Annotated in this window: 13 protein-coding genes; 8 read left to right on the top strand and 5 right to left on the bottom strand. The window is 70.6% G+C overall.

Annotated features, from left to right (window positions below; genetic code table 11):
* Positions 1-17: 17 nt before the first annotated feature.
* Positions 18-1,724: an aa3-type cytochrome oxidase subunit I gene (ctaD, locus tag ACZ45E_RS28675; protein ID WP_468225810.1), complete on the bottom strand. Its 1,707-nt coding sequence runs from the start codon at positions 1,722-1,724 to the stop codon at positions 18-20.
* A 413-nt stretch (positions 1,725-2,137) separates the two neighbouring features.
* On the opposite strand from ctaD, the gene ACZ45E_RS28670 reads away from it, so the two are divergent.
* Positions 2,138-2,353 (top strand): I78 family peptidase inhibitor, encoded by a 216-nt coding sequence (locus ACZ45E_RS28670; protein WP_468225808.1) that lies wholly within the window; start codon positions 2,138-2,140, stop codon positions 2,351-2,353.
* Positions 2,354-2,464: 111 nt separating this feature from the next.
* On the opposite strand, the gene ACZ45E_RS28665 is transcribed toward ACZ45E_RS28670, so the two are convergent.
* Together ACZ45E_RS28665 and ACZ45E_RS28660 are read right to left on the bottom strand one after the other, a co-directional pair.
* Positions 2,465-3,487 carry a phosphatase PAP2 family protein gene (locus ACZ45E_RS28665; RefSeq protein ID WP_468225805.1) on the bottom strand — a complete coding sequence of 341 codons (1,023 nt, stop codon included), beginning with the start codon at positions 3,485-3,487 and terminating at the stop codon, positions 2,465-2,467.
* Positions 3,488-3,746: 259 nt separating this feature from the next.
* Positions 3,747-4,880, bottom strand: a complete 1,134-nt coding sequence (locus tag ACZ45E_RS28660) for a hypothetical protein (protein ID WP_468225803.1) — start codon at positions 4,878-4,880, stop codon at positions 3,747-3,749.
* A gap of 248 nt (positions 4,881-5,128) precedes the next feature.
* Between ACZ45E_RS28660 and ACZ45E_RS28655 the strand changes: the two genes are divergently transcribed.
* Positions 5,129-6,745, top strand: coding sequence for an MFS transporter (locus tag ACZ45E_RS28655; RefSeq protein ID WP_468225800.1), 1,617 nt, complete (start codon positions 5,129-5,131; stop codon positions 6,743-6,745).
* An 83-nt stretch (positions 6,746-6,828) separates the two neighbouring features.
* Here ACZ45E_RS28655 and ACZ45E_RS28650 read toward each other — a convergent pair whose 3' ends face one another.
* Positions 6,829-7,275 carry a cell division protein SepF gene (locus tag ACZ45E_RS28650; RefSeq protein WP_468225797.1) on the bottom strand — a complete coding sequence of 149 codons (447 nt, stop codon included), beginning with the start codon at positions 7,273-7,275 and terminating at the stop codon, positions 6,829-6,831.
* A gap of 343 nt (positions 7,276-7,618) precedes the next feature.
* Between ACZ45E_RS28650 and ACZ45E_RS28645 the strand changes: the two genes are divergently transcribed.
* The gene (locus ACZ45E_RS28645) at positions 7,619-8,899 is read left to right on the top strand and encodes a DUF5685 family protein (protein ID WP_468225794.1); all 1,281 of its coding nucleotides are present in this window, start codon (positions 7,619-7,621) and stop codon (positions 8,897-8,899) included.
* A gap of 23 nt (positions 8,900-8,922) precedes the next feature.
* Here ACZ45E_RS28645 and ACZ45E_RS28640 read toward each other — a convergent pair whose 3' ends face one another.
* Positions 8,923-9,864, bottom strand: a complete 942-nt coding sequence (locus tag ACZ45E_RS28640) for an ABC transporter substrate-binding protein (RefSeq protein ID WP_468225793.1) — start codon at positions 9,862-9,864, stop codon at positions 8,923-8,925.
* A 452-nt stretch (positions 9,865-10,316) separates the two neighbouring features.
* Between ACZ45E_RS28640 and ACZ45E_RS28635 the strand changes: the two genes are divergently transcribed.
* The 5 genes from ACZ45E_RS28635 (at position 10,317) to ACZ45E_RS28615 (ending at position 15,753) form a co-directional block, all read left to right on the top strand.
* Positions 10,317-11,174, top strand: coding sequence for an amino acid ABC transporter permease (locus ACZ45E_RS28635; RefSeq protein WP_468225791.1), 858 nt, complete (start codon positions 10,317-10,319; stop codon positions 11,172-11,174).
* Positions 11,171-12,961 carry an FAD/NAD(P)-binding protein gene (locus ACZ45E_RS28630; protein WP_468225788.1) on the top strand — a complete coding sequence of 597 codons (1,791 nt, stop codon included), beginning with the start codon at positions 11,171-11,173 and terminating at the stop codon, positions 12,959-12,961. Before ACZ45E_RS28635 ends, ACZ45E_RS28630 begins: the two co-directional genes overlap by 4 nt.
* Positions 12,962-13,006: 45 nt before the next feature.
* Positions 13,007-13,921, top strand: a complete 915-nt coding sequence (locus ACZ45E_RS28625; protein WP_468225786.1) for an amino acid ABC transporter permease — start codon at positions 13,007-13,009, stop codon at positions 13,919-13,921.
* Positions 13,918-14,697, top strand: a complete 780-nt coding sequence (locus ACZ45E_RS28620; protein ID WP_468225784.1) for an amino acid ABC transporter ATP-binding protein — start codon at positions 13,918-13,920, stop codon at positions 14,695-14,697. Before ACZ45E_RS28625 ends, ACZ45E_RS28620 begins: the two co-directional genes overlap by 4 nt.
* An 84-nt stretch (positions 14,698-14,781) precedes the next feature.
* Positions 14,782-15,753, top strand: coding sequence for an ABC transporter substrate-binding protein (locus ACZ45E_RS28615; RefSeq protein ID WP_468225783.1), 972 nt, complete (start codon positions 14,782-14,784; stop codon positions 15,751-15,753).
* Positions 15,754-15,792 lie beyond the last annotated feature (39 nt).

The following is a 15,792-nucleotide window of genomic DNA, read 5'->3' as shown; positions in this document are numbered from 1 at the left end:
CCACTCCTAGCGGCCGCTCACTCCCCGACGTGCGCGTCGGTGTCCGGGTTGTGCGTGCCCGGGTCGAGGGACCCGTACGCCGCGAACTCCGGGTGGTGCAGGTCGAACGCCGGGGATTCCGAGCGGATCCTGGGCAGGGTCGTGAAGTTGTGGCGGGGCGGCGGGCACGACGTCGCCCACTCCAGGGAGCGCCCGTAGCCCCAGGGGTCGTCGACCTCGACCTTCGCGCCGTACTTGGCCGTCTTCCAGATGTTGTAGAGGAACGGCAGGGTGGAGAGCCCGACCAGGAACGAGCCCATCGACGAGAGCGAGTTGAGGGCCGTGAAGCCGTCCGCCGCGAGGTAGTCCGCGTACCGGCGCGGCATGCCCTCCGCGCCCAGCCAGTGCTGCACCAGGAACGTCGTGTGGAAGCCGACGAAGAGCGTCCAGAAGTGGATCTTGCCGAGCCGTTCGTCGAGCATCTTCCCGGTCAGCTTCGGCCACCAGAAGTAGTACCCCGCGAACGTGGCGAAGGCGACCGTCCCGAAGACCACGTAGTGGAAGTGCGCCACGACGAAGTACGTGTCCGAGACGTGGAAGTCCATCGGCGGCGAGGCCAGGATGACGCCGGTCAGGCCGCCGAACAGGAACGTGACCAGGAAGCCGATCGACCAGAGCATCGGCGTCTCGAAGGAGAGCGAGCCCTTCAGCATCGTGCCGGTCCAGTTGAAGAACTTCACGCCGGTCGGCACCGCGATGAGGAACGACATGAACGAGAAGAACGGGAGCAGCACGCCGCCCGTGACGAACATGTGGTGCGCCCACACCACCACCGACAGACCGGTGATGGCCATGGTCGCGCCGACCAGCATCGTGTAGCCCCAGATCGGCTTGCGGCTGAAGACCGGCAGGATCTCGCTGATGATGCCGAAGAACGGCAGCGCGATGATGTAGACCTCGGGATGCCCGAAGAACCAGAAGAGGTGCTGCCACAGCAGCGCGCCCCCGTACTGGGCCTCGAAGACCACCGAGCCGAAGCGGCGGTCGGCCTCCAGGCAGAGCAGCGCGGCGGCCAGGACCGGGAACGCGAGCAGGACGAGGATCGACGTGAACAGCGTGTTCCAGGTGAAGATCGGCATCCGGAACATCGTCATGCCGGGCGCCCGCATCCCGATGATCGTCGTCAGGAAGTTCACCGAGCCGAGGATCGTGCCGAACCCGGAGAGCGCGAGCCCCATGATCCACATGTCGGCGCCGATGCCGGGGGAGCGGGTCAGGCTGTTCAGCGGCGCGTAGGCGAACCAGCCGAAGTCCGCGGCCCCGCCCGGCACCACGAGCGAGCCGAGCACGATCAGGCCGCCGAAGAGGAACAGCCAGTACGAGAGCATGTTCAGGCGCGGGAACGCGACATCAGGCGAGCCGATCTGCAGCGGCATGATCTCGTTGGCGAAGCCCGCGAACGTCGGGGTCGCGAAGAGCAGCAGCATGATCGTGCCGTGCATCGTGAAGAGCTGGTTGTACTCCTCGTTGGAGAGGATCTGCAGCCCGGGGCGGGCGAGTTCGGCCCGCATCAGCAGAGCCATGAGCCCGCCGATCAGGAAGAAGAGGAACGCGGTGATCAGGTAGAGATGGCCGATCTTCTTGTGGTCGGTGGTGGTCAGCCAGTCCACGATCACCCGGCCCGGCTGCCGCTCCCGCGTCCGTTCTGCCGCCGCGGGCCCGGCCTGCACACCGGTCGTCCCCATCGCTCGCCCCCTCGCTGCTCACGCGCCCCGGGCCTGCCTCCGAACTCCCGCCATGATGCGCGCATCGACCCCGCCGCGACAGGGGGCGGACGCCTCTTTCTGGCATGAACAGGCAATTCCCGGACGATCTCAACTCGCTCTGCGCGCCACCCGATCCGGAATGGGCGGGAAATTGCGCGGGGCGCCGCCGGTGAATGGCCCGGCTCCGCGCCGGGGGATTCGCGCGGGCCCGCGGAATTCTCGGCGGCGCACCTGTAAGAAGAGCGTAAGAAGGGGAGAACCGCCCGATCGTGTGAGGAAGTTCGAGGGAAACAACCGCCGTGATCTTGTGACGAAAGTGTGACCGTACACGGCCATACGGGGTCTCGCGGGCGGGCCTGGCGCCGCCGGTGCACTCGGCCTACGGTGGCCGTATGGCACCCATTCCGACCCCGCCCGCAGAGCCCCAGGACACCCCCGACGCGTATGTCGGACTCGACGCAGAACCGGCCGAGCGGCAGGCGCGCGGCCGCGGCTGGTCGTCCGTGCGGCAGTTGCCGCCGGGAGCGATCATCACGATGGAGTACCGCGCGGGCCGGCTGAACTTCGAGGTCACGAACGGCACGGTGACGCGCTGCTGGAAGGGCTGACGTACGCGAAGGGCCCCGGAACCTCTGGGAGGTTCCGGGGCCCTTCGCCGTGCGGACCGGCTGTGCGTACTGGGCCCGCTGCTTCGGGGAGACGCCCGCGGGGGCGGCGGGTCAGGCGCGCTGCGGGTCGGTCGTGGCCGCTCGCGCGGTTCCCCGCGCGGTGGTGGTCGCGGGGCGCCTGCTGCCGGCCGGGCTGACCGGGGTGCGCTCGCCCCGCGGGGTGTGCGGACCCGGCGCGAGCAGCGCCGACGGGCGGGCGGTCGAGCGTCCGGCGCCGACCGGCTCGCGCACCCTGACTCCGTCGTCGGGGGCGTCGGCACGCGGCGGCGCCATCGCCGGGACGGGGTGCGCAGCGGGCGCGGTGGCACCGGCGCCGCGCACACGCCGACGGGCGCGCAGTGAGAGGACGAGGGCCTCGACGCGGGCGACCAGCGGCTCGAACCAGGGCAGCGCGAGCAGGATGAGCAGGCCCGCGGCCCAGCCGAGTAGGACATCGCTCAGCCAGTGCGTACCGAGGTAGACAGTGGTCAGGCCGACGCTCAGGGAGATCACCGCGGAGGCCGCGGAGAGCCAGCGGCGGGCCCGCGGCGTGGCGGCCAGGTAGGCGAGGATGCCCCAGGTGACCACCGCGTTCGCGGTGTGACCCGACGGGAATATATCGCCGTTCTGCCACATCTCGTTCGAGCCGATCATGGTGGCGTAGTGCGGACCCGCGCGGCCCATGCCCAGCTTGGCGGCGCCGACCGTCACGTTGAGCAGCAGCAGTGCGGTGCCGAACATCAGCAGGGGGCGCGGGGTGTGCTGCCGCCAGGAGCGCCAGCCCAGCCATGCCATGACCATGACGGCGGTCGGGCCGCGCTGGCCGAGGACCACCCAGTAGTCGAGGAAGGCGTGGATCTCCGGCCACTGCTGATAGGGCCGGAAGAACATGACCTGCCAGTCGAAGGCGACCAGCCACGTCGTGGCCAGGACCGCCACCACGATCGCGAGGTAGAAGGAGAGGGTCAGCGCGAGGAGCACGACCCGGTGCCGGCTCATCCTGGGGATGTCCAGGCCGGCCGGCCGTTCGGGCTCGCGGTCGAGCCTGGCGAAGACCCGCTCGAGGCGACGGGTCGGGTTTCGTTCGGTACGCACCCAATCGACGCTACAGCGGGCGTGCGGTGGACCAGCGCGGAACAGTGGCTTTGTGATGACGATGTGATGTGGGATTGATCTCAGGACTCCACTTATTCCCGGGATTCCGATAACCGGGGACGAAAGTCCGCGTGAATTCAATGATCGTTTCCGGGGCCTCGTTATGGCGCGCTTATGAATGCGTTCACCGGATGCTGGCACGGAATTCTCCGTCCGCTCATCGGGCCCGGCGGAGACGATCAAGGCCGGTCGGAACCGGTCACGGAGGGCCCGACCCGTTCAGCCAGAACGCCCCGTACACCGCCGAGACCAGCGCCAGTCCGCCGAGCGACCACGCCGCTTTGCTGGTACGCCACCGGGCCGACGCCACCGCGATCGGCAGCAACAGGGGAAACGCGGGCAGCAGCAGCCGCGGCTTCGATCCGAAGTACCCCGAAGCACACAGGGCAAGCACGACGACGATCCCGGTGAAGACGAGCAGCGGCGCCGGCTGCCGCTGCCGCACCCCGGCCACGTACAGCCAGATCAGCAGAGCGACCCCGACGATCAGCCCGAGGCCGGCGAGCGCGCCCAGCGGTGACGTGAACTTGTCGGCGACAAAACGGGCGAACGCCGCGCCCCCGTCGAACCCGTTGCCCCACTGCCCCTGCACGTCGAGATAGCCGAAAAGCCCGCCCCCCGTCCGGTGCCCGACCCAGAGCACGTACGCGGCGGCGCCCACCGGCGCGAGCACCGCTCCGAGCACCAGGCGCCAGGGGGCCCGCCGCTCGCGCACGACCCACAGCGCGGCCGCGACCCAGACCGCCGCCACGACGGCCGCCCCGATCGGCCGGGTCAGACCCGCGAGCGAGGCCAGCAGCCCCGCGCTCACCCAGTGCCGGCGCAGGACCGCGTACAGCCCCCAGGCCGCGAGCGCGGTGAACAGCGCCTCGCTGTACGCCATCGACGCCACGATCCCGACGGGCAGCGCGCCCCACAGGACGGCCAGACAGACACCCGCCCGGCGCCCGTACAGACGGGCGCCGACGGCGAAGATCCCCCAGGCCGCCGCGAGCGAGGCGAGCCAGCTCACCACCAGGCCGGCGTCGGCGTGGGAGAGGGGGGAGAGCGCGGCCACGGCCCGCTCCAGCCAGGGCAGTAGCGGGAAGAACGCGAGGTTGGAATGGACGCTGCCGTCCGGCAGCGTCACCGACCAGCCGTACCCCTGACCTGCGACCCGCGTGTACCAGAGCGAGTCCCAGCGCGCGCTCAGCAGCGTGTGCGGACTCTTGCCCGCGGCCGCGCTCCACAGGGCGAGCGCGAGCAGGCCGAGCGCGCGCACCCCCGCGTAGCCGAGCAGTGCGGGCAGGGCCCGGCGCAGGGTGGGCCGCTCTTGCCGATCAACGTCGTTCACGGCCCCGATTATCGACGCAGGCCCCGGGGGAGCGGTCCGCCGCCCCCGCCGCGTGAGTGGCGTACGCCACACGGGTATGAGGGTTCCGTGAGAGGTCCGCCACGTGTCACCGGCTTGAACTCGCGTACGCTGACGGCTCACTCGCCTTCCGCAGCGGGGCCGGGGGGACCGCTCCTCCCGGGCCGAAGACCGTGGGCATCCCCAGCCCTCGGATCCGCCGGACGCGAGGACCATTGGGAGGTACGCACATGTCCGGGACGAGCACGGCCACCGGACGCCTGCGCCGTCGGACGGCCCTCTTGGGGGGCCGCGCGAACCGCTGGGTCGTCCTCGTCGTCCTGTGCACGAGCCTGCTCCTGGTGGCCCTCGACTCGACGATCCTGTACGTCGCGCTGCCCTCGGTCACCGAGGATCTGCGGCCCACCTCGGTCGAGCTCCTGTGGATCGGCGACGCCTACCCCCTGATCTGCGCCTCGCTCCTGATCCTCTTCGGCACCCTCGGCGACCGGGTCGGCCGCAGACGGATCCTGCTGCTCGGCTACGCCCTGTTCGGGGCGGCCTCCGCGCTCGCCGTGGTGGCCGACTCCGCGCAGGTGCTGATCCTGGCCCGCGCCCTGCTCGGCATCGGCGGCGCGATGATCATGCCCGCCACCCTGTCGATCCTGCGGGACGTCTTCCCGGACCGGAACGAGCGGGCCGTCGCCATCGGCGTCTGGACCGCGGTCGCCGCGGTCGGCGCCGCCACCGGACCGGTCCTCGGCGGCTTCCTCGTCGAGCACTTCTGGTGGGGCTCCGTCTTCCTCATCAACATTCCGCTGATGGCGGTCATGCTGCCGCTGTGCCGCATCCTCGTGCCCGAGTCCAAGGGGCGCGCGGACGGCCCCTGGGACCTGTTCGGCGCGCTGCTGGCCGCGCTCGGCGTGCTCGGTGTCGTCTACGGCATCAAGGAGCTGGGCATCGACCGCGATCTGCTCGACGCGGGCGCGGTGCTGCCGTTCCTCGCGGGCATCGCCCTGCTCATGCTGTTCGTACGCCGGCAGCGGCGCCGCGAGCACCCGCTGATCGACATGCGGCTCTTCTCCCGCGCCGCGTTCTCCACCTCGGTCGGCTGCATCGTCATAGCCATGCTCGCGCTGGTCGGGCTCGAACTGATCGCCGTGCAGTACTTGCAGCTGGTCCTCGGGATGAGCCCGCTGGAGACCGGGCTGCGGATGCTGCCGCTGACCTTCGCGGCGATGGTCGCGGGCGTCCTCGGCTCCGGTCTGCTGCGCCGGATCGGGCCGCGCGCCATGGTCAGCTGCGGCTTCACCCTCACTGCCTGCGCCGTTCTGCTGCTCTGTCTGATGGGCGAGCAGGACCGGCCGTGGCTGCTCGGCGCCGGGTTCGTGCTGCTCGGCTTCGGCTTCCAGACCACGCTGTTCGGCGCCTACGAGTCGATGCTCACCGAAGCCCCGGCCGATGACTCAGGCGGCGCCGCGGCGATCGGCGAGACCTCTTACCAGCTCGGCGCGGGCATGGGCATCGCGCTGCTCGGTTCGGTGATGAACGCGGCCTACGCGCCCGGGCTCGCCCATGTCACCGGGGTGTCCGGGGCGGCGAGCGGCGCGGCAGGGCACTCCCTGGGAGAGGCGTACCAGATCGCGGGGCGGCTCGGGGGCGGAGCGGGCGAGGCGCTGCGGGATGCCGCGCGGGCCGCTTTCGTCCACGGGCTGCACGTGACGTTGGTCGTCAGCGCTGTGCTGCTGTTCCTCGGTGCGGTGGCCGCGCTGCGGCTGCCGCGGCGGATGGAGTGCGACGGGCCCGCGGAGGGCGATGCGCAGGCGGCTGCACGGCAGTCGTCCCGCGCGGAGTCGGCAGCGCTCTGACCGGCTCGGTCGCGGCCGGCGGCTGAGGCGCCCGGCCCGTGCCGGACGCCCACCCGGAACCTTCCTGTCCCGGGCGGAGCGCCTCAGCTCTGGTTGAAGAAACCATCCGGCTGGGGCGTCGCCTCGCGGCCCGAGACGATCCGGGTGTCCGCGGGGGTCAGCAGGAACACCCGGTTGGCGACCCGGTCGATCGAACCGCGCAGGCCGAAGATGAGACCCGCCGCGAAGTCGACGACGCGCTTGGCGTCGGAGGGCTCCATCGCCGTCAGATTCATGATGACCGGGGTACCCTCCCGGAACATCTCGCCGATCCGCCGCGCGTCCCGGAAGCTGTCGGGGGTGACGGTGCCGATGCGGCGGCTCTCCTGCGCGGCCTCCTCGGGAGCGGCCTTCACGTGCGCGTCCGTCACCCAGGCGACCGCGCTCGCAGCGGGCTCGGGCCCCTCGTCGTAGTCGTCGTCGTAGTAACGCTCGTCATCGTTGTCGTCGACGAGGCCAAGCCAGGCACTCGCCTTGCGCACCGATCCCATGGACGCCTCCTCTCACACCGGTTCCTCTGCGTTCCCTATCCCTATCGTCGTCCATCATGCTGATCCGGCGCCAAGTGAATAGTCGCCGCGCGGGGTTTTCGTGACGGTACTGGTGCACAGTCAACACGGTGTTGTCCCGGTGTTTCCAAGGGCTGTACGGGTAAAGACTGCTGACAGTGAGTGAAATATGATGTTTCACGGCGTTTGGGTGACACGACGTGCGTACGGGTGAACGAAGGGGCAAAGTGTTCGCTCGATAGGATGCGGTGGTTCTCGGCTCGCCTGATTGACACAGCGTGTCGTCTTGTTGACGAGCCGTCATCCGGCGTGCGGGGGAGTCGCCTTGTTCGGAATCGTCCGGCCCTGCGGTCATCGGCTCGGTGAGGGGTTGAAGGCCCAGTGGACCGCCCATCTCTGCGGGCTGTGTCTGGCGCTGCGCGGTGACCACGGACAGTTCGCCCGGGTCGTCACCAATTATGACGGACTGCTGGTCTCCGTCCTGACGGAGGCTCAGGCCGACCGGTCCGGCGCCGGGCGCAGACAGGCCGGACCCTGTCCGCTGCGCGGGATGCGCACCGCGTCCGTCGCGCAGGGCGAGGGTGCCCGCCTGGCCGCCGCCGTCTCCCTGGTCCTCGCCTCGGCCAAGGTGCGTGACCATGTCGAGGACCGGGACGGAGTGTTCGCCCGCAGGCCGGTGGCGGCCGCCGCGCGGAAGGTCGCCGCGAGCTGGGGCCGGGCCGGGGCCCGCACCGGATCCGACATCGGGTTCGACACGGCGCTCCTCGTCGACGCCGTCGAACGGCAGGCCGGGATCGAGTCCCTGGCCGGCCCCGGCACGTCCGTGCTGGCCGTGACCGAACCGACCGAGACCGCGACCGCCGCCGCGTTCGCGCACACCGCCCGGCTCGCGGGGCGCCCGCACAACGCGGGGCCGCTCGCCGAGGCGGGGCGGCTGTTCGGCCGGCTCGCACATCTCCTGGACGCCGTGGAGGACCGTGCAGCCGATGCCGCCGCCGGCGCCTGGAACCCGCTGACCGCCACCGGGACCGGACTCGCCGAGGCGCGGCGACTCGCCGACGACGCCCTGCACGGCATCCGGCTCGCGCTGCGGGACACCGACTTCGTGGACGGGAAACTGGCGCACCTGCTGCTCGCGCACGAGCTGGGTCGATCGGTGGACCGGGCGTTCGGCACCGGCGCCTGCGCCACCGGCCACGCCGCGCACGCCGCTTCGGCGTCCACGCCCCAGCACGGCGCCGGGCCGGACGGCTGGGTGCCGACCGGCGCCGCGGGCAGCCCCTACGCGCCGACCGGCTCGGGGGCGTACACCTCCAACAACCCCTACGGGGGAGGCCACCCGGGCGGGCCCGGCGGGCCTGGTGGTTTCGGCGGTGGCGGCGGGCCCTCGTTCCAGCCGCCCAAGCCGGGCAAACGCGGCCTCCTCGCCGGATGCGTCGTCGCGGTCGGGCTCTGCTGCACCTGCAAGGTCTGCTGCGCGGACGAGTTCGAGGGGCCCTGGTCCCGGAAGAAGCGCGAGGGTGCCTGTAACAACTGCGATGGCTGCGACTGCTGTGACGCGTGCGATTGCTGTGAGTGCTGCTCGTGCTGCGACTGCGGGGGCTGACGTGCCGGGACCCGGGAGCCGTGTCAGTCCTTGATCTCCGGCGGGGAGATCCGGGACGTGGCGATCGCCGACGGCGTCGTGCCCCACTTCTTCAGGATCTTCGCGTACGTGCCGTCCTCGATCAGCTTGTTCACCGCGGCCCGGAACGCGGGGGCCAGAGGGGTGCCCTTCTTGAAGGCGAAGCCGACGTCGAGGCGGTGGAACTCGTTGAGGAACTTCAGGCCCTCCTGCTGGGCCACCGCGTACCGCAGGCCGTTGATAGTGCTCATCACCACGTCGGAGCGGCCCTGCTGGAGTGAGGACCAGACGGCGCTGGTCTCCGCGTACGTCTTGACGTCGTAGGGCTTCTTGCCGGCCTTCTCGCAGGCCCCCTTGTTCTTCTCCAGGGTCGCCTCGAAGGTCGTGCCCGCCCCCGTCGCCACGTTCAGCCCGCACAGCTGCTTGAGGTCGGTGACCTTCTTCAGGTCGCTGTCCTTGCGGACCGCGAAGCCCTGGCCGTCATTGATGTAGGTGACGAAGTCGATCGTGCTGCGGCGCTCGTCCGTGACGCCGAAGTTGCCGGTGCCCAGGTCGTACTTGCCGCTGCCCAGCGCCGGCAGGATCGCCTCGAAGCTCGCGACCTCCTGGTCCAGCTCGATGCCGAGCACCTTGGCGGCCGCGTTCGCGAAGTCGACGTCCTGGCCGACGAGCGTCTTGCCGTCGGGCAGGTACGACGTGCCCGGCGGGGTGCCGCCGACGGTCACCGCGATCTTCAGGCTGCCGCTCGCGCGGACATCCGCGGGCAGCAGCTTCGCCGCCGCGGGGTCCTTCGTGACGGCCGAGACCACATCCGTCGTCGGGACCTTGGCGTTCTTGGCGGCGGCGGGCGCCGCGTCGCTCGTGCCGTCGCCGGAACCGCAGGCGGTCAGGCCCAGCGTGGCCACGGTGATCAGCGCGAACGCGGAGGTCAGGGAGGTGGTGCGCATGGCGTGGAGTTCTGCCCTTCGATGACAGGGGAAGGCGACGCGGCGAGGGGAGGGCGCAGCAGGGTGAAGGCGCGGGTGGGTACGCGGAGAAGCGCGCACCGGGACGCGTGGAAAAGAAGGAAGAGACGCGAGAAGCGACGAGAGGGTGACGCGCGCAGAAGGCGTCAGAAGGGCATCAACAAGACGCGGACCACACTCGACCGAAGTCGATGTGGGAGCGCGTGACCAGCCACTGCTGCGGATGCATGGGCACAAGTGGAACAGGCATCCGTTTCGGCGTCAACTCACTTGAGACGTACGGCTCACACTCTGGACACCCTTGACAGGGCACGCGAACCGCCCCGTACTCTCAGGGGCGGTACCGCTGCTGAGGGGCTTCGGTGCCGGTCGGCAGCGAACAACAGGTGTGAAGGCAAGACCGTGCTGGAATTCCAGCCCCACGGAGCCTTCTCATGTCCTCAGCCTCTTCCGAGACCCTCACCAAAGCCCCGCCCCCGGCCCCGCCCGCCGACACCATCGTGCCGCGCACAGTCCCGCAGCGCCGCGCCGGCCAGTGGGGCGCCGCGGCCCTCGTCCTCCTCCTGCTCGGCCTCGTCGTCAACTCCGTCGTGCGCAACGAGGCCTTCCAGTGGGACGTCGTCGGGGAGTACTTCACCTCGGCGTCCGTGCTGCGCGGACTCGGCCTCACGCTCTGGCTGACCGCCGTCGTGATGGCGCTCGGCTTCGCCATCGGCACCCTGCTCGCCGTCCTGCGGCTCTCCGCCAACCCCGTGCTGCGCGCGGTGAGTTGGGGGTACGTCTGGCTGTTCCGGTCGATGCCCATCCTGGTGCAGCTGCTGTTCTGGTTCAACATCGGCGCCCTGTACCCCAAGCTCCTCGGGGTGAAGACCGTCGACCTGTTCGGCCCCGTCACCGTCGCCATCATCGGACTGACCCTGCACGAGGCCGCGTACGCCGCCGAGGTCGTGCGCGGCGGCATCCTCTCCGTCGATCGGGGCCAGATCGAGGCCGCCCAGGCGCTCGGGCTCAGCAGGCTGCGGCGCTGGCGCCGGATCGTGCTCCCGCAGGCGATGCGCTCCATCGTGCCGCCGGCCGGGAACATGCTGATCGGCACCCTCAAGGGCACCTCCATCGTCAGCGTCATCGCCGTCCAGGACCTGCTCTACTCGGTGCAGCTCGTCTACCACCGGACGTACCAGGTCATCCCGCTGCTCCTGGTCGCCACCATCTGGTACATCGTCGTCACCTCGCTGCTCAGCGTCGGCCAGTACTACATCGAGCGGCACTACGCGCGCGGGACGATCCGATGAGCCCGGCCCGGCCCGGCCGGCAGTCCCTGGTGATCGTGGGCGCCGGACCGCGGGGGACCGGCATCCTCGAACGCATCGCGGCCAACTCCCCGGCCGCAGCGGCGCCGTTGGAGCTCGACGTGCATCTCGTCGACCCCTTCCCGCCGGGCGGCGGACGCATCTGGCGGCGCGAGCAGTCACCGCTGCTGTGGATGAACTCGCAGGCCCAGGACGTCACCATGTTCACCGACGACACCGTGCAGGTCGACGGGCCCGTGCTGCCGGGCCCCGCCCTGCACGAGTGGGCCGGGATCGACGGGCGCGTCTTCGCCGACCGGCGCAGCCAGGGCGGCTATCTGCGCTGGGTGTACGAGAAGGCCGTCGCCGACCTGCCCGAGGGGGTCGTCGTCCACCACCACGCACGGCGCGCGTTGCGGGTCGGCGGGCCGCGCGACGGACGCCAGCGGGTGTGGCTCGAGGACCGCCCGCGCCCCCTGCTCGCCGACGTCGTGATCCTCGCCCAGGGCCACCTCGACGCCGAACTCGACGAAGAGCAGCAGGAGTTGAGCGCGTACGCGGCGCGGCACGGCCTGGTCCATCTGCCGCCGGACTTCACCGCGGACTCCGACCTGAGCGCACTCGCGCCCGGCCAGGACGTCCTCGTCCGCGGCTTCGGACTGGCCTTCGTCGACCTGATGGTGCTCCTCACCGAGGGGCGCGGCGGCCGCTACGAGGGCGACCGCTACCTCCCCTCGGGCCGGGAGCCCGTCCTGCACGTCGGCTCGCGCCGCGGCGTGCCGTACCACTCGAAGATCGGCTACGACTGGGACGCGGCGGCGGGGGAGCGGCCGCCGCTGCCCCGCTTCCTCGGCCCCGAGCAGATCGACGAACTCCTGCGCAGGCAGGGCGGGTTCGACTTCCGCGCCGACGTGTGGCCGCTCATCGACAAGGAGCTCGGCTACGCGCACTACCACCGCCTGTTCACCGCGCACCCCGGGCGCACCACCATGGCCTGGGTCGACTTCGAGGAGAAGTACGCCGCCGCCACCCCGCTCGGCGCCGAGCTCCAGGCCCTCGTCGCCTCCGCCGTGCCCGACCCGGCCGACCGGCTCGACCTCGCCGCTCTCGACCGCCCCCTCGACGGCGTTCGGTACCGCTCGCACGAGGAGCTCCAGAGCGGGCTGCGCGCGTACATCACCGCCGACCTCGATCGCCGCCACGACCCCGCGCACAGCCCCGACCTGGCCGTCTTCCTCGGCCTTCTCTCCGTGTACGGGCAGCTCGTGCGGCTCGGCGACATCGGCGACTGGTGGCACGGCTTCTTCAGCTACCTGGCGTCGGGGCCGCCCGGGCCCCGGCTGCGCCAGCTGCTCGCGCTCTCCCGCGCGGGCGTCGTGAAGTTCGTCGGCGCCGACATGCGGGTCAGCGCGGAGGACGGTGTCTTCCGGGCCACCGGCTCCACCGTGCCGGGCGCCGTCGTCGAGGCCCGCGCCCTGGTCGAGGCCCGGCTGCCGCAGCCCACGCTCGCCCGCACCCGCGACCGCCTGCTGCGCGAGCTGTACGAGGACGGGGCGCTGTCGACCCCGGCGGGGCTGCTGGCCGTCGACCCGGACGACGGGCGCGTCCTGTACCGGGACGGCAGCGCCCACCCGCGCCGTTTCGCACTCGGCCCGCACACCAACGCGCGCGGGGCCGGTGCCTTCACCCGGCCGCGCACGAACAGCCCCTCGTTCCGGCAGAACGACGCCACCGCGCGCGCGGTGCTCGCGTTCCTGCGCGACCTGTCCTGTCGCGCCACCGCCGCCTGAGCGGCGCCCGTCCCCGCATCCCTCTTCAGCTCTTGAGGTATCCCCATGTCCCTGACCAGTGACCCCCCTCTCGGAAAAGCGGCGAGAGCCGTCGAAGCCGCGGAGACCGTGCCGGCCCCGCCCGGCACCGACTACGCCCAGCTCAAAGTCGTCCCCGTACGCCACCCCTGGCGCTGGGTCGCCATCGCCGCGACCGCGGTGCTGCTCGCCCAGTTCATCCACGGGCTGGTCACCAACTCCGGCTGGGAATGGGAGGTGTTCGCGGATTTCTTCACCGCGGACGTCATCCTCAAGGCCGTCTGGACGACCCTTCAGCTCACCTTCTACGGCACGGCGCTCGGCTTCGCCCTCGGCATCGTGCTCGCCTTCATGCGGCTGTCGCGGAGCCGGTTCCTGAAGACGGTGGCGTTCGGCTACATCTGGGCGTTCCGCTCGATCCCGCTGATCGTGCAGCTGCTCTTCTGGTTCAACCTGGCCTATCTGTACAAGGAGTTGCAGTTCGGCATCCCCTTCGGGCCCGGTTTCTTCTCCTTCGACACGATGGGCCTGGTCGGGGCGATGAGCGCCGCCGTCCTCGGTCTCGCCCTGCACCAGGCCGCGTACGCCGCGGAGATCGTGCGCGGCGGTGTACTCGCCGTCGACAGCGGTCAGTTGGAGGCCGCCGCCGCGCTCGGCATCCCACGCCTTCGGCAGATCCGCCGGATCGTGCTGCCGCAGGCGATGTGCTCGATCCTGCCGAACGCCGCCAACGAGGTCATCTCCCTCTTCAAGGGGACCTCGATCGTCTCCGTCATGGCGATCGGCGAACTCTTCTACCAAGTGCAGGTGATCTACGGCCGCAACGGCCGTGTGGTGCCCCTCCTCATGGTCGCCACCGCCTGGTACATCCTCCTGACCAGCGCGCTCTCCGTACTCCAGTACTACGTGGAGCGCCACTTCGCGAAAGGCACGACCCGATGAGCGCCCCTGCCACCGCCCCCGCCATGGTCGACATCAAGGCCGTCCACAAGAGTTTCGGCACGCTGGAAGTACTGCGCGGCATCGACCTGGAGGTGCGGGCCGGCGAGGTCACCGTCGTGCTCGGCCCGTCCGGCTCGGGCAAGTCGACGCTGCTGCGCACCATCAACCACCTGGAGAAGGTCGACAGCGGGTGGATCAGCGTCGACGGGGCGCTCGTCGGCTACCGCCGCTCCGGGGACAAGCTGTACGAGCTGCGCGAGCGCGACGTCCTCAAGCAGCGCACCCACATCGGCTTCGTCTTCCAGAACTTCAACCTCTTCCCGCACCTGACCGTTCTGGAGAACGTCATCGAGGCGCCCGTCGCCGCGCTCAAGCGGCCCCGCGCCCAGGCCGTCGAGAGCGCCCGCCGACTGCTCGACCGGGTCGGGCTCGCCGACAAGGCCGACGCCTACCCCCGCCAGCTCTCCGGCGGCCAGCAGCAGCGCGTCGCCATCGCCCGGGCCCTCGCCCTGGAACCGAAGCTGCTCCTGTTCGACGAGCCGACGTCCGCGCTCGACCCGGAGCTGGTCGGTGAGGTGCTCGACGTCATCAAGGACCTGGCGCACCAGGGCACCACCATGATCGTCGTCACGCACGAGATCGGCTTCGCGCGCGAGGTCGCCGACACCGTCGTCTTCATGGACGAGGGCCGCATCGTCGAACAGGGCGCCCCCGGCGACGTACTGGACGCGCCGCGCGAGGAACGCACCAGGGCGTTCCTGTCGAAGGTCCTTTGAACGCGACGGTCCTCTGAACGCCAAGGTCCTCTGAACCCGCCCCACTTCCCACCTCACCGGTCCACCTCTCCAAGGAGTACGCCCATGCTGTCCCGTCGCACCCTCACCGCCTCCGTCGCCGCGCTCGCCGTCGCCCCGCTGCTCGCCGCCTGCGGAGGTGACAGCGACGCCGCCACGACCACCGGCAGCGGTGGCACGAAGAAGGTCGGCAGCATCAACATCGGACCCGACCAGAACCGCGTCCGCGGCAAGAAGGTCGACAAGATCGCGGCCCTGGTGCCCGCGGCGGTCCGCGAGCGCGGCACGCTGCGGCTCGGCGGCAGCGCCGACGCCTCGCCACCGCTCGGCTTCTTCGCCACCGACGACAGGACGCGGATCGGCTCCGAACTCGACATCGCCACGCTCGTCGCCGACACGCTGGGGCTCAAGCCCGAGCAGCAGCAGGTGAGTTGGGAGAACCTGTTCGTCGGCCTCGACAGCGGGAAGTTCGACGCCGTCTTCTCGAACGTGACCGTCACCGAGGAGCGCAAGGAGAAGTACGACTTCGCGACCTACCGGCTCGACAACATCGCCTTCGAGGCGAAGAAGGGCACGGACTGGCGGGTCAAGGGGCCCAAGGACGTCGCGGGCAGGACCATCGCCGTGTCCTCCGGCACCAACCAGGAGAAGATACTCGTCGACTGGAGCAAGCAGGACGAGAAGGCCGGTCTGAAGCCCGTCTCCATCAAGTACTTCCAGAAGGACACGGACTACTACCTGGCGCTCCAGTCGGGCCGCATCGACGCCTATCTCGGCCCGAACCCGTCCGCCGCCTACCACGTGGCCTCGGCCGGGCAGTCGCAGATCATCGGCACCATCTCGGGCGGCGGCGACCTCGTCCAGGGCAAGATCGCGGCCACCACGAAGAAGGGCAGCGGGCTCGTCGACGCGTACGCGGCCGCCCTGAACCACGTGATCGAGGACGGATCGTACGGGCGCGTGCTGAAGCGATGGGGCCTGTCGAGCGAGGCCGTCCCGAAGTCCGAGATCAACCCGAAGGGCCTGCCCAAGCCGTGACAGGGCGTGCACGGCCGCCCCTCGACCCCCCTGACCTGC

Source organism: Streptomyces sp. NPDC030991, assembly GCF_055571235.1.
The sequence above is the reverse complement of the archived record's forward strand: the minus strand, read 5'-3'. Positions and strand labels throughout refer to the sequence as shown.

Bases quoted from the DNA above. Each gene is read 5' to 3' on its own strand.
- ctaD (WP_468225810.1), bottom strand. From the start codon at position 1,724: ATGGGGACGACCGGTGTGCAGGCCGGGCCCGCGGCGGCAGAACGGACG.
- ACZ45E_RS28670 (WP_468225808.1), top strand. From the start codon at position 2,138: ATGGCACCCATTCCGACCCCGCCCGCAGAGCCCCAGGACACCCCCGAC.
- ACZ45E_RS28655 (WP_468225800.1), top strand. From the start codon at position 5,129: ATGTCCGGGACGAGCACGGCCACCGGACGCCTGCGCCGTCGGACGGCC.
- ACZ45E_RS28650 (WP_468225797.1), bottom strand. From the start codon at position 7,275: ATGGGATCGGTGCGCAAGGCGAGTGCCTGGCTTGGCCTCGTCGACGAC.
- ACZ45E_RS28640 (WP_468225793.1), bottom strand. From the start codon at position 9,864: ATGCGCACCACCTCCCTGACCTCCGCGTTCGCGCTGATCACCGTGGCC.
- ACZ45E_RS28635 (WP_468225791.1), top strand. From the start codon at position 10,317: ATGTCCTCAGCCTCTTCCGAGACCCTCACCAAAGCCCCGCCCCCGGCC.
- ACZ45E_RS28630 (WP_468225788.1), top strand. From the start codon at position 11,171: ATGAGCCCGGCCCGGCCCGGCCGGCAGTCCCTGGTGATCGTGGGCGCC.
- ACZ45E_RS28625 (WP_468225786.1), top strand. From the start codon at position 13,007: ATGTCCCTGACCAGTGACCCCCCTCTCGGAAAAGCGGCGAGAGCCGTC.
- ACZ45E_RS28620 (WP_468225784.1), top strand. From the start codon at position 13,918: ATGAGCGCCCCTGCCACCGCCCCCGCCATGGTCGACATCAAGGCCGTC.
- ACZ45E_RS28615 (WP_468225783.1), top strand. From the start codon at position 14,782: ATGCTGTCCCGTCGCACCCTCACCGCCTCCGTCGCCGCGCTCGCCGTC.